14 protein-coding genes are annotated in these 15,849 nt (G+C 63.1%); 7 read left to right on the forward strand and 7 right to left on the reverse strand.

Annotated features, from left to right (window positions below; genetic code table 11):
• Positions 1–298: 298 nt before the first annotated feature.
• From CKO42_RS02510 to truD, 7 genes are all read left to right on the forward strand, one after another.
• Positions 299–1,996, forward strand: a complete 1,698-nt coding sequence (locus CKO42_RS02510) for a CTP synthase (protein WP_200238143.1) — start codon at positions 299–301, stop codon at positions 1,994–1,996.
• A complete protein-coding gene (kdsA, locus tag CKO42_RS02515) occupies positions 1,996–2,829 on the forward strand; it encodes a 3-deoxy-8-phosphooctulonate synthase (RefSeq protein ID WP_200238150.1) in 834 nt (277 codons plus the stop codon). The genes CKO42_RS02510 and kdsA overlap by 1 nt, the downstream gene beginning before the upstream one ends.
• Before the next feature lie 227 nt (positions 2,830–3,056).
• Positions 3,057–4,337 (forward strand): phosphopyruvate hydratase, encoded by a 1,281-nt coding sequence (gene eno / locus CKO42_RS02520; RefSeq protein WP_200238154.1) that lies wholly within the window; start codon positions 3,057–3,059, stop codon positions 4,335–4,337.
• 65 nt (positions 4,338–4,402) lie between these two features.
• The gene (gene ftsB, locus CKO42_RS02525; protein WP_200238157.1) at positions 4,403–4,696 is read left to right on the forward strand and encodes a cell division protein FtsB; all 294 of its coding nucleotides are present in this window, start codon (positions 4,403–4,405) and stop codon (positions 4,694–4,696) included.
• Entirely contained in the window at positions 4,693–5,394 is a 702-nt protein-coding gene (gene ispD, locus CKO42_RS02530; RefSeq protein ID WP_200238163.1) for a 2-C-methyl-D-erythritol 4-phosphate cytidylyltransferase, read from the forward strand. The genes ftsB and ispD overlap by 4 nt, the downstream gene beginning before the upstream one ends.
• Positions 5,395–5,517: 123 nt before the next feature.
• On the forward strand, positions 5,518–6,018 hold the full coding sequence (gene ispF / locus CKO42_RS02535) for a 2-C-methyl-D-erythritol 2,4-cyclodiphosphate synthase (protein WP_200238171.1): 501 nt from the start codon (positions 5,518–5,520) through the stop codon (positions 6,016–6,018).
• A complete protein-coding gene (gene truD / locus CKO42_RS02540) occupies positions 6,015–7,103 on the forward strand; it encodes a tRNA pseudouridine(13) synthase TruD (protein ID WP_338034831.1) in 1,089 nt (362 codons plus the stop codon). The genes ispF and truD overlap by 4 nt, the downstream gene beginning before the upstream one ends.
• A gap of 138 nt (positions 7,104–7,241) precedes the next feature.
• On the opposite strand, the gene nhaD is transcribed toward truD, so the two are convergent.
• The 7 genes from nhaD to CKO42_RS02575 form a co-directional block, all read right to left on the reverse strand.
• A complete protein-coding gene (gene nhaD, locus CKO42_RS02545) occupies positions 7,242–8,663 on the reverse strand; it encodes a sodium:proton antiporter NhaD (RefSeq protein ID WP_200238190.1) in 1,422 nt (473 codons plus the stop codon).
• A gap of 26 nt (positions 8,664–8,689) precedes the next feature.
• On the reverse strand, positions 8,690–10,069 hold the full coding sequence (locus CKO42_RS02550; RefSeq protein ID WP_200238193.1) for a V-type ATP synthase subunit B: 1,380 nt from the start codon (positions 10,067–10,069) through the stop codon (positions 8,690–8,692).
• Between the two features lie 51 nt (positions 10,070–10,120).
• On the reverse strand, positions 10,121–11,932 hold the full coding sequence (locus tag CKO42_RS02555) for a V-type ATP synthase subunit A (protein ID WP_200238196.1): 1,812 nt from the start codon (positions 11,930–11,932) through the stop codon (positions 10,121–10,123).
• A 5-nt stretch (positions 11,933–11,937) separates the two neighbouring features.
• A complete protein-coding gene (locus CKO42_RS02560; RefSeq protein ID WP_200238199.1) occupies positions 11,938–12,582 on the reverse strand; it encodes a V-type ATP synthase subunit E family protein in 645 nt (214 codons plus the stop codon).
• A 68-nt stretch (positions 12,583–12,650) separates the two neighbouring features.
• Positions 12,651–12,950, reverse strand: coding sequence for a V-type ATP synthase subunit F (locus CKO42_RS02565; RefSeq protein ID WP_242479088.1), 300 nt, complete (start codon positions 12,948–12,950; stop codon positions 12,651–12,653).
• Between the two features lie 138 nt (positions 12,951–13,088).
• Positions 13,089–13,538, reverse strand: coding sequence for an ATP synthase subunit C (locus CKO42_RS02570; protein WP_200238205.1), 450 nt, complete (start codon positions 13,536–13,538; stop codon positions 13,089–13,091).
• A gap of 58 nt (positions 13,539–13,596) precedes the next feature.
• A complete protein-coding gene (locus CKO42_RS02575; RefSeq protein ID WP_420844255.1) occupies positions 13,597–15,807 on the reverse strand; it encodes a V-type ATP synthase subunit I in 2,211 nt (736 codons plus the stop codon).
• Between the last annotated feature and the right edge of the window lie 42 nt (positions 15,808–15,849).

The following is a 15,849-nucleotide window of genomic DNA, read 5'->3' on the forward strand; positions in this document are numbered from 1 at the left end:
ATCGATCCGCCGCAGCCCCTGCGATATTCGAGGGTTGACTCCGCGTTGAGCTGCGATGGAGGTCCGCAGAGAACGAACGCCGCGAAGTATACGTGCACCAGTCGTTGCTTGTGAAGTCTATGATCGATGCCATGGCATTGCGCGTTTGTCGGGTCAGTTTGCCAGTTTGGTTTGCTTGTTCGGTTTGCCCGTTCGGCTGGCCAGTTCGGCTTGACAGTTCGAATTGTGAGGTCGAGGCCAATTTGCTACCGTGAGAGGGGTATCCTATCTAGACCCAAGTCGTCTGCCCCCACAGGTCATGCCCAAGCTTATTTTCGTTACCGGCGGCGTCGTCTCGTCGCTCGGCAAAGGTATTGCGTCCGCGTCACTGGCTGCGCTGCTCGAAGCGCGCGGCCTCAAAGTGACAATGATCAAGCTCGATCCGTACATCAACGTCGATCCGGGCACCATGAGTCCGTTTCAGCATGGTGAGGTCTACGTCACCGATGATGGTGCGGAGACCGATCTCGATCTCGGTCACTACGAGCGGTTCCTCCGCACGCGGATGGGACGCAACAACAACTTCACCACCGGCCAGATCTACGAGAGCGTGATCCGCAAGGAGCGGCGGGGCGATTATCTCGGCCGCACGGTTCAGGTCATCCCGCACATCACCGACGAGATCAAGGATTCGATCCGCCTAGGCGCTGACGACGCCGATGTCGCGATTGTCGAGATCGGCGGCACCGTCGGCGATATCGAGTCACTACCGTTTCTCGAGGCGATCCGGCAGATGCGCGTCGAGGTCGGCGTCGAAAATGCGTTGTTCATGCATCTCACGCTGGTGCCATACATTCCAGCTGCCGGCGAGATCAAGACCAAGCCGACCCAGCACTCGGTCAAGGAACTGCGCTCGATCGGTATCCAGCCCGACATCCTGCTGTGCCGCGCCCAGCGTGACTTGCCGGATGAGGAGCGGCGCAAGATTGCGCTCTTTACCAATGTTCCGGAGCGGGCGGTGATCTCGGCCGTCGATGCCGACCACATCTATCGCATCCCCATGCTCTTACATGCGCAAGAGCTCGACGCGCTGGTGGTCAACCAGTTCCGCCTCGAGGTGCCGGAGGCCGATCTGACCGAGTGGCAGCGCGTGCTCGATGGACTCGAACATCCACGCAATCAGGTCACCATCGGCATGGTGGGCAAGTACATGGGGCTGACCGAGGCCTACAAGTCGCTGTCCGAGGCCCTGATCCATGCCGGCGTGCAGACCAGTACCCGGGTCAAGATCCGCTACCTCGACTCCGAGGAGATCGAGACCAATGGCCCCGGCTGCCTCGATGGACTCGACGCGATTCTGGTGCCCGGCGGTTTTGGCGAGCGCGGCATCGAGGGTAAGATCGGCGCGGTGAGCTATGCGCGTCAGCATCGCATCCCCTACCTGGGCATCTGTCTCGGGATGCAGGTGGCGGTCATCGAATACGCGCGCAACGTGGCCAAGCTCGAGGGCGCCCATAGCACCGAGTTCCATCAAGACACGCCGCATCCGGTGATCGCGCTCATCACCGAGTGGCAAACGGAGCACGGCAAGCGCGAGACGCGCAACGCCGAATCCGATAAGGGTGGCACCATGCGCCTCGGCGGGCAGCATTGTCGATTGGAGCCGGGCAGCCTCGCGCGCGCCACCTACAGCACGCCCCAGGTCCGAGAACGGCACCGGCACCGCTACGAGTTCAACAACCGCTACTGTGACGCGATGAAAGACGCGGGCATGCGGTTCTCGGGCTGGTCGCTGGACTCCAGGCTGGTTGAGATCGTCGAGATCCCCGATCATCCCTGGTTCGTCGGCTGCCAGTTCCATCCTGAGTTCACCTCGACCCCGCGCGACGGTCATCCCTTGTTCCGCGGCTTCATCGAGGCAGCGCTGGCCTATCAGAAGCACACACAGAGCGAGCGGCCCGCTGCAACGGTCAGCAGTACATCGCTTTCCACCGCAGGCAAAGAGGAGCTGGCCTGATGCAACTCTGCGGCGTCGAGGTCGGCCTCGAACAGCCACTGTTCCTGATTGCCGGTCCCTGCGTGATCGAGAGCGAGATGCTGGCGCAGGATACCGCTGGGCGGCTGAAAGAGATGACCGCGGCCTTGGGTATTGCGTTCATCTTCAAGTCATCCTTCGATAAGGCCAATCGGTCATCGATCGACGGCTTTCGCGGCCTCGGTGTCGACGCTGGACTAAAGATCCTCGAAGGGGTGCGCGAGCGGGTCGGTGTACCGGTGCTGACGGATGTGCATGAAGACACCCCTCTGGATGAGGTTGCGGCGGTGGTCGATGTGCTGCAGACACCGGCCTTTCTCTGCCGCCAGACCAACTTCATCCTCGCGGTCGCCTCGCAAGGGCGGCCAGTGAACATCAAGAAGGGCCAGTTTCTGGCACCTTGGGACATGGCGCGCGTGGTCGAAAAGGCGCGCTCAACCGGCAATCAGGCCTTGATGGTCTGTGAGCGCGGGGTCAGCTTCGGCTATAACAACCTGGTCTCAGACATGCGCTCGCTGGCGGTGATGCGCGAGACCGGCTGTCCGGTGGTGTTCGATGCGACGCACTCGGTGCAACTGCCCGGTGGCCAGGGCCACAGCTCAGGCGGCCAGCGCGAGTTCGTTCCGGTGCTGGCGCGTGCCGCCGTCGCCGCTGGTGTTGCCGGCGTGTTTATGGAGACCCATCCGAATCCGAGCCAGGCGAAGAGTGACGGCCCGAACGCCTGGCCATTAGAACTGATGGCCGAGCTACTGGGGACGCTTGTGGAGCTTGACCGCTTGGTCAAGGCACGGGGATTTCCGGAGCAACGGCTCTAGCACGACACCACTGAGGACGTTGCGATACCGATGCGGGCTGCCAGTGCAGTGGCCACTTGGGGAGCTAGTCGCGAGCCAGTCGCGAGCCAGTCGGTTATCGAGAGGATTTGCAAATGATGCGATCTGACGCTGGTCCGGCTCGTCATGGTCGCGATCGGATCAGGGCCAGGCATCACGCAGATCCCATCGCCAGGTTATTTTTTATCCACTTTAATGAGGTTTGAGCCATGTCTGAAATCGTCGATGTCCGCGCCCGCGAGATCTTGGATTCTCGCGGCAATCCCACTGTCGAGGTCGATGTTATTACCGCTGAGGGTGCGCTTGGTCGCGCTGCGGTGCCGTCCGGCGCCTCGACCGGCTCGCGCGAGGCCCTCGAGCTGCGTGATGGCGACAAGTCGCGTTACCTTGGTAAGGGCGTGCTGATCGCCTGCGCCAACGTCAACGGCGAGCTGCGCGATGCGGTGGTGGGTCTTGAAGTCACCGATCAGGAGACGCTGGATCGCGCCATGATCGAGCTCGACGGCACCGAGAACAAGGCACGGCTGGGAGCCAACGCGATCCTCGGCGTGTCGATGGCCGCAGCCCATGCCGCCGCGCAAGAGAAGGCGGTCCCGCTCTATCAATCCCTTGGAACCGGCGACTACCGCCTACCGGTGCCGATGATGAACATCATCAACGGCGGCGAGCACGCCGACAACAGCGTCGACTTCCAGGAGTTCATGATCCTGCCGGTCGGCGCACCGAGCCTGCGCGAGGCCGTGCGCTGGGGTGCCGAGGTCTTCCATGCGCTGAAGGCGGTGTTGCACGGACGCGGATTGGCCACAGCCGTGGGTGACGAAGGGGGCTTTGCGCCCGATCTGCCGAGCAACGAGGCCGCCATCGAGGTGATCCTCGAGGCCATCGAGAAGGCCGGTTATCAGGCCGGAAAGGACATCTACCTCGGCATGGATGTTGCCGCCTCCGAGTTCTACGAGGACGGCATCTACAATCTCAAGGGTGAAGGTCGCAAGCTCGACGCCGCCGGCATGACCGATCTGCTACTGGATTGGGTCGGTAAGTATCCCATCATCAGTATCGAGGATGGCCTCGCCGAGGGCGATTGGGAGGGTTGGAAGGACCATACCGAGCGGCTCGGCGGCAAGGTCCAGCTGGTTGGCGACGATCTGTTCGTCACCAATACCAAGATCCTCCAAGAAGGCATCGACAAAGGCATCGCCAACTCGATCCTGATCAAGGTCAACCAGATCGGCTCGCTGACTGAGACCCTCGAAGCGATCCAGATGGCGCAAAAGGCCGGTTACACCGCGGTTGTTTCGCATCGCTCGGGTGAGACCGAGGACACCACCATCGCTGATCTGGTGGTTGCCTCAGCCACGGGCCAGATCAAGACCGGTTCACTCTCTCGCACCGATCGGGTGGCGAAATACAACCAGCTGATGCGGATCGAGGATCAGCTCGGCGATGCGGCGGTCTATGCGGGCCGCGATGCCTTTAAGCAACCGCTCTGATTGCTGCGGCGCGGCCGCATTGTGGTCGCGCCCAGTGAGACGATCGCAGCAGAGGACGTGACTCGATGCGCCAGCTCGTTTTAGTCTTGGTGGTACTCCTCGGGTTCCTTCAATTTCGTCTCTGGATTGGCGATGGCAGCGTCGCTGAGCTGCATGATCTGCGCGGGCGCATTGTTGAAACCGAGCAGGAGTTGGTCCGACTCCAGGCCCGTAACAGTGCCCTCGCTGCTGAGGTCGAGGATCTGAAGACCGGGCTTGATGCGATCGAAGAGCGGGCTCGGAGTGAGCTCGGCATGATCCAATCCGGCGAGGTCTTCTTGCAGGTGGTCGAAAAGACAGACGAGACCAAAACGCAATGACAGCAGATCCTCAGCACTGGGTCGTGCTGCCGGCGGCGGGCGCCGGTCGCCGCTTCGGTGGCCCGATACCGAAGCAATATCTGCCGCTACGCGGGCGCCGCGTGATCGAGCACAGCTTGGCTGTCTTCGTGCAGCATCCACTGATCGCCGGCTGCGTCATCGCACTGAGCCCTGAGGATGAGTGGTGGCAAGACACGGCCTATGCCGATCATCCAGCGGTCAAGCGCGTCGCGGGTGGCGCTGAGCGTTCAGATTCGGTCGCGCATGCACTCGCCGCCTTGGCCGGCAACGCCGCTGACGATGATTGGGTCTTGGTTCATGATGCGGCCAGACCCTGTTTGACCACTGAGGATCTTGATCGGCTGCTCGCGGCCTTAGTGGACGAGCCGGTTGGTGCACTGCTTGCTGTCCCGATGCACGACACGGTCAAGGCCGCCGAAGACGCCTTCGGTGCGCGCGTCGAGCGCACCCTGCCGCGCCAGCAATTGTGGCGTGCCTATACACCGCAAGCCTTTCGGCTCGGACAGCTGCGCGAGGCACTGGCCCATTGTCGGGCACAGGGTATCGCGATCACCGACGACGCCAGCGCGATCGAGCAGCTCGGGCTTCGCCCACTCCTGGTCGAAGGCCGTGTAGACAACATCAAGATTACCCGGCCTGAGGATCTGTCCTTGGCCGAGTTCTTCCTCGACCACTAGCGCGCCACTCGCGCCACCCGCGCAAACCGCGCCACCAGGAGCGACGATGAAGCAAGTAGAGGCTAAGCAGGAGCGACAGCAGCGGTCGCTCGACACCGCAGCGCAGATCCTAGGGGCGAGCCCATGTTAATCGGGCAGGGCATCGATGCCCATCGCTTCGCCCCAGATCGCCGGCTGATGCTCGGTGGGGTCGAGGTTCCGCACCACCTCGGGCTCGAGGCGCATTCCGACGGCGATGTGTTGCTCCATGCGCTCTGCGATGCGCTGCTCGGCGCAGCTGGCCTCGGGGATATCGGCCATCACTTCCCGGATTCGGACGCCGCCTTCAAGGACATCGACAGCCGCGTGCTGCTGCGGCGCGTGATGCAGTCACTCGCGGAACGCGACCTGCGGGTGCATAACGCGGATCTGACCCTGGTCGCGCAGTCGCCCAAGCTCGCTCCTCATATCGTCTCGATGCGCGACTGTATCGCTGCTGACTTGGGCCTGGCGGTGGCACGTGTCAACGTCAAGGCCACCACCAGTGAGCGCATGGGCTTCACGGGACGGGGCGAAGGCATCGCCGCCTTTGCCGTCGTTCTGCTCGACGACGCTGGGACGACCGGAACTGCGGCGGCCCGGTGAGTACAGCGCAGCGTCCACTCATCGATTCGGTCAAGCCATGGCGCTCGTTTTCCGAGCTGCCTTATGCGTTTGGTGGTCCTCGCCTGAGTGCGCAACTGCGCACCCAGCCGGCCGACTTCATCGTCGACGAGATCCTTGCCTTCGGCCCCGATGGCGACGGCGAGCATGCGCTGCTGCGCATCCGCAAGACCTCGGCGAACACCGAATGGGTCGCCCGACGCATCGCGTCGTTGGCCGGCGTTTCGGTCAAGATGGTTGGCTACGCCGGACTCAAGGACCGGCATGCCGTGACCACCCAGTGGTTCTCTGTCCACCTCGGTAACGCAGCAGAGCCACGCTGGCGGCTGCTCGCCGAAGATGGCATTGAGGTCTTGGAGCAGCATCGGCACCGTCGCAAGCTCAAGCGCGGGTCCTTGGCCGGGAACCAGTTCCGCATTCGGCTGCGCGAGACCAGTGGCGATCTCGATGCGGCAGCGGAGCAGCTCGCGAAGATGGCCGCAAACGGAGTGCCGAACTATTTCGGGCCGCAACGGTTTGGGCGTGGTGAGGGTAATCTGCTCCGAGCGCAGGCCTTGTTTGCTGGCGTGGCGCCGCGGGCCAGTCGGCATCAACGCGGGCTATGGATCTCGGCGGCGCGCTCGCAACTGTTCAACGAGTTCTTGGCGCGCCGGGTCGAACGCGGCGACTGGGGCAACGCCCTGGACGGCGACCGCCTGCAGCTGCGCGGCAGTCACTCGCATTTCCTGGTCGATAGCGTCGACGAGCGCATTTTGGAACGCCTAGACTCTGGCGATCTGATCCCAACCGGGCCGCTCTTCGGCGATGGCGAGCCGCTGACGGATGGACTGGTGCGTGAACTGGAGGACCAAGTAGCCGCGGATTATCCCGACTGGGTCGCGGGCTTGGCGGCAGTCGGTCTCAAGCAAGAACGGCGCGCGCTGCGGCTCGATATCGAGGAGCTTGAACTCGACCGTATGTCTCCAGTCGATGTCAACTTAGCCTTCACCTTGCCTGCCGGTAGCTACGCGACCAGCGTATTGCGCGAGCTCAGCACCTGGACAGAGCCGAGGTCGCGCGAACCTTGATCGCGCACCGTTACAGGCGCAGCGACTAAAACGGGGCCGGCCTTAGGCGACTAAAGTTCGGTATCGCCAACGAGCCGGGAGCCGTGTCGCTTGGCTCCTGGCTCGCCGATCAGTGGTTGCAATGCAATTGCAGCGAAGCTAGCCATTGACCGGGATCGAGAAGGTCCAGAAGTTCACGATGAAGTGGACGAGGATGCTGGCCACATAACCGAGTGCGATGTACTTGGTCCAGCGCATATGCTCGAAGAAGGTATAGATCCCCTTTGCTTGACCCATCAGCGCCACACCGGCCGCTGAGCCGATCGACAACAGGCTACCGCCGACGCCTGCGGTCAGGGTCACCAGCAACCAGTGTCCCTGCGACATCTCTGGGTTCATCGTCAGCACCGCAAACATCACCGGGATGTTATCGACGATCGCCGAGAGGATACCCACCATGACATTCGCGAAGGTAGGGCCAACATCGATGTAGGCGAACGCCGACACCAGCTCGAGATAGCCGATGAAGCCGAGACCGCCGACACAGAGCACGACGCCATAGAAGAACAACAGCGTGTCCCATTCCGCCCGGGCGATCTTATTGAAGATGTCGAACGGCATGGTGTCTTCCAATGAGCCAGCCTTGACGGTCGCCATCTCGCCGCTCATGTAAAGGTAATAGCTGAAGAACTTCAGATAGGCCAGGCCGGTCATCATGCCCAGCACCGGCGGCAGGTGGAAGAAGTTGTGCACGCTCACGGCAGTGGCGATGGTGAGAAGGAACAACAAGACGATGCGCTTAGCCCCGCGTTTGGTCTTGACCACCTCGTCACTCGCGGGCGGCGTCTCGTCTGGAATCGCCTTATGCATGAAGTAGGCTGGCACCAGATAGTTGACCAGCGCCGGGATAAAGAGCAGGAAGAAGGTCTGGAACGGCAGGATGCCCTTCTGCCAGACCATCAGGGTGGTGATATCGCCAAAGGGGCTGAAGGCACCACCGGCATTGGCGGCGATGACGATGTTGATGCAGCCGATAGCCACGAATTTCGGTTTGTCGGCGCCAACGGCCATGACCACGGCGCACATCAACAAGGCAGTGGTCAGATTGTCTGCGACCGGAGAGATGAAGAAGGCCAGAAAGCCGGTCATCCAGAACAGCTTGCGGTAGCTAAAGCCACTGCGGATCAGCCAAGCGCGCAGCGACTCGAAAACCAGCCGCTCCTCCATCGCGTTGATGTAGGTCATCGCCGCGAGCAAGAACAGGAACAGCTCGGCAAACTCCATGATGTTGTGGTGCACGGCGTCGGCGACGGCTTGAGAGTCTCCGCCATGGCCCGTGTAGAAGTAGGCGATCAGTACCCAGATGAGGCCAGCCGCCAACACCACCGGTTTCGACTTGCGCAGATGGGTGAATTCCTCGGCCATCACCAGCGCGTAGGCGATGACAAAGATCAGGATGGCTGTGTAGCCGACCCAGTTGCCGGTCAGGTCGATATGGTTGGACCCGTCGGACGCGAACGCGAGCGACGATAATGAAAAGAGCAGCAGGCCGAACGCGACCTTGAGTGCGGGATAGTGCATGGAGACTCCTTGACGGCTGAGTCGCGTCAGTCGTTACCCTGATAGTACTTCGCCAGCTCGGTCTCCGAGAGGCGGGTGAGGCTGTCGCGCGGAAACGCGCTCATCAATTCCCAGGCCAGGTTGAGCGTGGCCTCGATGCTGCGATCCTCAGACTCGCCTTGGCCGACGAAGCGTTGATCAAAGTCGTCGGCGAACTTCAGATAGCGGCGGTCGCGCTCGGAGAGCTCATCGGCGCCGATGATGCTAGCCAGGTTGCGGGTCTCGAGCGCGCGCGCATAGAGCGCATAGAGCTGCGCCGCGACCTTGGGATGATCCTCGCGGGTGTCGTCCTTGCCGATACCGTCCTTCATCAGCCGCGACAGGCTTGGCGAGATATGCACCGGCGGGTAGATGCCCTGATTGTGCAGCTCGCGCGAGAGCACGATCTGGCCCTCGGTGATGTAGCCGGTGAGGTCTGGGATCGGATGGGTGATGTCGTCGGACGGCATCGAGACCACCGGCATCATGGTGATGGAGCCATGGCGCTCATGGATGCGGCCGCAGCGCTCATAGATCTCGGCGAGGTCCGAGTAGAGATAGCCGGGATAACCTTTACGCGCTGGCACGTCACCCTTGGCAGTCGCGACCTCGCGCAGCGCTTCGGCGTAGTAGGTCATGTCGGTCATGACCACCAGCACATGCCGATCGAGATCATAGGCCAGGTACTCGGCGACCGTCAGCGCGGTTCGTGGCAGGGTCAGGCGCTCAACCGGCGGGTCATCGGCCAGGTTGACGAACATCACCACGTTGCGCAGCACACCGGAGCTGGCGAACTCATCGCGGAAGAACTTGGCATCGGCATAGCTGACGCCCATCGCTGCGAACACGATCGAGAAGCTCGAGTCCTCGTCCTTGAGCTTGGCCTGGCGGACGATCTGCGCCGCAAGCCGGTTGTGCGGCAGACCTGATCCCGAAAAGATCGGCAGCTTCTGCCCGCGCACCAGCGAGTTCAGGCCGTCGATGGTCGAGATGCCGGTCTGGATGAACTCGCGCGGATAGCTACGCGCGGCCGGGTTGATGGCGGAGCCACCGACCGCGCGGCGGATATTGGAGAGGATCGGCGGGCGACCATCGCGCGGCTCGCCGAGGCCGTTGAACTCGCGGCCGAGGATCTCCGGGGAGAGGGCGATCTCGACGGGCTCATCGAGAAAGCGCACCCAGACCGCTTCCAGATCGAGGTCATCGGTGCCCTCGAACACCAGGATCATCACCTCCTCGTTGGAGGCGCGAATCACCTGGCCATCGCGGGTGCCGCCGCGGCCGTCGGAGATGCGCACGCGATCGCCAAAGGCGACCCCGGGCGTATCGCGGACCAGGATCAGCCCGCCGCGAACCTCGCTGGCAGTTCGGTATTCTTTGATGCTCATGACAGGCGATTCATGCTGCTAGGGGCTGGAGTCCAAGAGGAGAGGGCGTGCTTAGTCATCGCTGTGCTGTTTCGCATACTGGACCCGGATGGCCTCGAAGGCATCCTCGATCTCGCGGCCGAGGTCGGTGATGCTCGAGACCTGATCGCTGTTGTAGATCGATTTGCAGCGGCGCACCTTGGCCAGCTGTGGCAGGTCCTGCAGATGGCTCACCGGCACGCCCAGCTCGATCAGGGTCATGCCCTTGTCGTAGATCGAGAGGGCTAGATCGAGCAGGGCGAATTGCTTCTGCGGCGAGCAGAAGGTGTCGACCTCGTCGAGCGCGCTCTGCTGCAGCACACCCTCCTTGATCAGCGAGGCACCTTCGAGCTGCCAGCGCTGGGCATCGGAGAGGGCCTCGGGGCCAACCAGGTTGACGATGCGTGAGAGCTCGGCGTCGCGCGCCAACAGCGCGAGCGCCTGGGTGCGGCGGGCCTCCCAGCGGCGATCGACTTCCTTGTGCCACCATTCGGCCGCAGCGTGGACATGGGCCGAGAAGCTGGTCACCCAATCGATGCTCGGATAATGACGCGCGTCGGCCAGCTCCTTGGACAGCGCCCAGAAGGTCTCGATGATGTCCTTGGTATGGCTGGTCACCGGCTCCGAAAAGTCACCACCGGGCGGTGAAACAGCGCCGATCAGGGTCACTGAGCCGGGGCCGGCATCATAGGTCTCGACGCGACCAGCGCGCTCGTAGACCGCGGCCAGACGCGAGGACAGATAGGCCGGATAGCCTTCCTCGACCGGCATCTGCCCGAGCCGACCCGACACCTCGCGCAGGGCCTCGGCCCAGCGGCTGGTGGAATCGGCGAGCATGACCACGTCGTAGCCCATGTCGCGATAGTATTCGGCCATGGTCAGGCCGACGTAGATCGAGGCCTCGCGGGCGACCACGGGCATATTCGAGGTATTGGCCACCAGCAGGGTCTTCTCCATCAGCTTGCGGCCGGTATAGGGGTCTTCGAGCTGCGGGAAGGTCTCGAGCACATCGACCAGCTCGTTGCCGCGCTCGCCGCAGCCAACGTAGATGACGATCTCGGCATTCGACCAACGCGCGATCTGCTGCTGCACCACGGTCTTGCCGGCACCAAAGGGGCCAGGCACGGCGCCCTTGCCACCTTTGAGCTGGGGGAAGAAGCTGTCGATGACGCGCTGACCGGTGATCAGCGGCGAAATGCCATCGTCGCGCTTGAGATAAGGACGCGGCTTGCGTACCGGCCAGCGGTGAAACAGCTTCAGCCGATGACTATGGCCGGCCTTGTCGCGCAGATGGCCGATGGTGGCCTCGATGGCATAGTCGCCATTCGGCGCCAGCTCGGTCAGCTCACCCTCAAGCCCCGGTGGCACCAGGATCTTGTGCAGCACGGTCTCGGTCTCTTGCACCGTGCCGAGCACCGTGCCGGGACCGATCTGCTTGCCAGGCCCGAGCTCCGGATTGGGCTCAAATTCCCATTCCCGCTCGCGATCCAGACCGGGCAGGCTCAAGCCACGGCGGATGTAATCGCCCGACTGCAGCGCGATCTTCTCCAGTGGCCGTTGAATGCCATCGAAGATGCCGCCCAGCAGTCCTGGCCCCAGCTCGACCGACAGCGGCCAGCCGAGGCCCTCGGCCGGTTCGCCGGGTCGCACGCCATCGGTGCTCTCATAGGTCTGCACCGTCGCCTCGCGGCCATTCAGCGAGATCACCTCGCCGACCAGCCCCAGCTCGCCGATCTTGACCTGCTCGCCACTGCGGATACCGGGCAGATCGATGGTGACGATCGGGCCGTTGATCTCGCGGATGAAGCCGAGGTTATTACGCTCGGAATTGTTTCGCTCACTCATCGTGATCAACCCCCGAAGATGCTGCCGGTATCGAAGCCGCTCGGCACCAGCCGCTCCAGGATGACTTGCTGCAGCCGTGCTTGCAGCCGCGCGACGCGCCCTTCAAAGGTATTGTCGACCCGTATCCGGCCATCGCTGCTCTCGATCATGACCCCGCCAAGGGCCTCGATCGGCTCCTCACTCAGCTTGACCTGGGTTCCGCTCGGCAGCCTGCTGACGAGGTCGGCCCAGTGGGTCTTCAGCAGTTTCCGGTCGGCGTTGTTGGCGCGCACCGCGACCTCCTCGTGCTCGATCTCAGCGAGGGCCGCCTCGATGAAGCCGGTGAGGGTCTGCAGATAGGCTGCGCTATCCTTGGCATAGGCCAGCATCTGTTCGGCTAGGCGGCCCTCGACCTCGCGCACCAGATTCCAGCGCACCAGGTCCAAATGGCTCTGCAGCTTGAGCTCCTCGGCCTGGACCTGCTGGCGGTAGGCGCGATCGCCGAGGGTCTTGGCGATCGCCTCCTCGCGTTGCTCGCGCAGGCGCAGCTTCTCCGCCGCCTCGCGCAGGATGCTGTCGCGCGAGCGCTGGGCGCGCTCGCGATATTCTTTGGCCAGGCGCTCGGCGCGGGCCAGGATGGCGTTCTCGAGCTGATCTGCTTGGGTCGTCACGTCGAGTCCTTGGAGGCGGTCGGTTGCATGGCGTTGGGTGGCATGAGTGAGTCGAGAGGTCCAGAGGCCTAGAGGCCGGCCCCGAACATGCTGGCGAGCCGATCCGCGACCTCGCTGCCGAGCTTCGGCGGCGCGGCGAGCGGCGGCACGGCGACGACGACGATGCGCCCGCCCTCGCGGCGGACCCGTTTCAGGTGCTCGACATCCATGTTCATCACCGCGTCATCGACGATCACGAAGGCCTGATCGCGTGCCGCGAGCAGCTCGCGAAAGACCCGATCGACCTCGGCCGGAGCCGGATTCGGATGCGTCTCGAAGCCGATCACGCTGAAGCCCTCGGCGAGACTGTCCTCGCCAAGGAACAGCATCCGTGTCGGTGGGGCTTGCGCGATGGAAGCTGCGCTGGAGGCCGCGTTAGAGGCCGCCGGGCTATCGCTGGGTGTGTGCTCGCTCATCAGGGCTCAGGGCTCAGGGCTCAGGGCTTTGCAGCAGTTCGGTGCAGCGGCTCAGATGCGATTCAGCAGCAGGATCGAGATGACCAGACCGTAAATCGCGATACCCTCGGCCAGACCAAGATAGATCAGCGTGCGGCCAAGGTTTTCCGGCTTCTCGGTAATCGCGGCGAGCGAAGCGGCGCCAATCGGGCCAACAGCAATGCCGGCACCGATGGTTGAGAGTCCGGTCGGGATGCCAGCGCCAATGATCGCCAGCCCCATGCCGGTGCTGATCTCGATTGCATCGACGGCGCCGGCTGTCTCCTCCGCGAAGGCATCGTTGATACCAAGCAGCAGAAGCCCGAGCTGAGCGCCGACAAAGACGACCAGCTGTGTGCCCATGGCGGGCGCAGTCCAGCGCGGTAACTGCAGCGGCCTGCCTGCCGGCCGGAGCTCAAGCGCAAGACCGGTCAGAATCAGACCGACGATGGCGACGGATATCAGTGCGACGAGCCAGTACATGGATGAATTCCTCGGGGTTCGATAGTCGGAATCAGTGGGATGTGGGTGTGGAAATCAATCAGGCCGGGCCGCGGCGCAGTTTAAGCGGTGAGAATTCATGCCCATCGCCGGAGAAATAGCGCGAGAAGCCCTCGTAGTATTGCAGGCGCATCACCTGGATCATGACGATGCCGCCTTCGAGCACCAGCACGAAGACGTTACCCAAGATCACCGTGATGACATGGCCCGCGGGCCCCATCATGCCTGCCAGCGTGAGGACCGCGAGTGAGAGCGCGGCGTGGTTGAGGCTAAAGGCGGCAACGCGGAGAAACGAGAGCGTGTTCGAGATGTAACCGATGACGGTTTCCAAGGTCTCGATGAACACGACCAGGATCTTTTCGCCCATCGGTGCTTTCAGGTGCGACCAAGCATAGCCGGCAAGCATCAGCAGCGACAGGATGATCAGGATCAGCGGCAGGCTGCCGAAGTTGCCGCTTGTGGCCAAGCTCACCGCGCCCCAGACTAGGGCCAGATAGAACAGCAGATTGACCGCGCCATGATGGGCAAACAGCGCGGCGGCCAGATCCTTGACCGCGAGTCGGTTGTAGATGGCGAGCCCGCAGGCGATGGCGATGAACAGCACCCCATAGCCGAGCGCGATCTGCAGCATCAGGATCGGATGGTGGATCGGACTCTTCCACAGCGCGGGGAGGACATCCTCGTAGCCGAAGAGGCTGCCGTAGAGGGCGCCGAAGAACATCGATGAGAGGCCGGCCATGACACCAAAACGGTAAAAGCTGCCGAGCTTCGCGCGAAACGCCCAGGCGGCGCCGGCAATCACCGCGCCTTGGCCGATGTCGCCGAACATCGAGCCGAACATCAGCAGGAAGGTCACCGCGAACAACGGCGTCGGATCAACTTCGCCGTATTGCGGGATGCCGTATTGTTTGACCAAGGTCGCGAAGGGGGCGAGCAGACGATTCGTGCTCGCGACCGTGGGCACTAACGGACGCTCGGCGGGCGTTGGATCGCGGCTCGTCAGCTCGAACGGCAGGGCCAGACTGGCGCGCAGGCGCGTCTCCAGCTCGCTGAGTGCGCGGGCCGGCACCCAGCCGCAGACCACGGCGAGATGGCCGGCGCTGCGGATCGATGGATCGAGGGTGACAAAGGGGGCCGCCATCTGCAGCACCTGCCGCGCCGAGCGCAGAAACGCGCGATGCGCCTGCTCCCAGGCGTCCACCTCGGCACTCAGGGCTTTGCGCTCAGCCTGCAGTTGCTGGCGCTTAGCACTGAGTTCGTCCTGCTTTTGCTCCGGACTGGCATCCTCAAGCCCAACGGGAATCGGCAAGGGTTGAAAACTCGCCGAGCTGAGTACCGAGGCGAGTTGGCTCTCTTGCTCACCACGCGGCCCGACGATGACCACATGCGCACTCTGGCCACGTTCCAGATAGGTAAACAGCAGATGATCGGCGAGGGTCACCGCTCCCTGCAGCCGACTCACGTTCTCGCGTGGCACCACGCCGACATAGAAGTCGAGAAAACGGGTCTTGTTGCGCAGCGCTCCGAGATCGATATCCAGGTTGCTGAAGTTTTCGAGTGAGGCCTGCTGCTCGCGGATGAAGCGATCCTGCTCATCGATGCGCCGAAATCCTTCCTCGAAGCGCGAGGCCTCGGCCCAGCGCTCGGTCAGCTGCTCGTTGATGGCGCGCAGCTCGTCGCGCTCGATCACCCGCACCTCATCGAGATCCGGCTCTGCGTCGACGGTAACCACCTTGGCGATCTTCTCGAGCCGGCCATGGGCCTGCTGATAGATCTCGCGGTAGTCGCGACCTGGGATGCCGCTCAGCAGCTGCTCCTCGGGTGGGCGGGTGTCGGGGTGGAAGCTCTCGGTCTCGGCCAGGGTCAGCGAGGCCTGCGGGAGATCGTCGGTGATCACCAACAGCCGGACGTGCTTCATCAGCAATGGGCGCAGCCTGATCTCACGCCAGCTGTCTGGTGACCGCAGCTCCCTCCAGACCTGGCCGGCCAGGGGGCCAACTTGACGCAAGGCGGGACCAGCCTTGGCTGTGATGGCCCGGGTTTGAGGCTCGACCTTGGCGGCGATGGCACTGATCTGCGGCTCAACCTTTGCAGCGATGGCTCGGATCTGCGGTTCAGCCTTGGCAGCGATGGCCCGAAGCTGGGGCTTGGCCTTTGCCATCAGCTTCGCCCAGAACCCACGCAGCAGGGCCCATAGCGACAGCAGTTGTTGCTGGATGGCTGACAGGAGCTGTTGTTTGTTGACTGACATGGACTCGATGGTGATCGGCGGTGCGAGGCGGGGCCTATGTAA

The organism is Lamprobacter modestohalophilus, from assembly GCF_016583905.1.
GTDB lineage: Bacteria > Pseudomonadota > Gammaproteobacteria > Chromatiales > Chromatiaceae > Lamprobacter > Lamprobacter modestohalophilus.

Coding starts and splice junctions, on each gene's coding strand:
- CKO42_RS02510 (WP_200238143.1), top strand. CDS start 299: ATGCCCAAGCTTATTTTCGTTACCGGCGGCGTCGTCTCGTCGCTCGGC.
- kdsA (WP_200238150.1), top strand. CDS start 1,996: ATGCAACTCTGCGGCGTCGAGGTCGGCCTCGAACAGCCACTGTTCCTG.
- eno (WP_200238154.1), top strand. CDS start 3,057: ATGTCTGAAATCGTCGATGTCCGCGCCCGCGAGATCTTGGATTCTCGC.
- ftsB (WP_200238157.1), top strand. CDS start 4,403: ATGCGCCAGCTCGTTTTAGTCTTGGTGGTACTCCTCGGGTTCCTTCAA.
- ispD (WP_200238163.1), top strand. CDS start 4,693: ATGACAGCAGATCCTCAGCACTGGGTCGTGCTGCCGGCGGCGGGCGCC.
- ispF (WP_200238171.1), top strand. CDS start 5,518: ATGTTAATCGGGCAGGGCATCGATGCCCATCGCTTCGCCCCAGATCGC.
- nhaD (WP_200238190.1), bottom strand. CDS start 8,663: ATGCACTATCCCGCACTCAAGGTCGCGTTCGGCCTGCTGCTCTTTTCA.
- CKO42_RS02550 (WP_200238193.1), bottom strand. CDS start 10,069: ATGAGCATCAAAGAATACCGAACTGCCAGCGAGGTTCGCGGCGGGCTG.
- CKO42_RS02555 (WP_200238196.1), bottom strand. CDS start 11,932: ATGAGTGAGCGAAACAATTCCGAGCGTAATAACCTCGGCTTCATCCGC.
- CKO42_RS02565 (WP_242479088.1), bottom strand. CDS start 12,950: ATGCTGTTCCTTGGCGAGGACAGTCTCGCCGAGGGCTTCAGCGTGATC.
- CKO42_RS02570 (WP_200238205.1), bottom strand. CDS start 13,538: ATGTACTGGCTCGTCGCACTGATATCCGTCGCCATCGTCGGTCTGATT.
- CKO42_RS02575 (WP_420844255.1), bottom strand. CDS start 15,807: ATGTCAGTCAACAAACAACAGCTCCTGTCAGCCATCCAGCAACAACTG.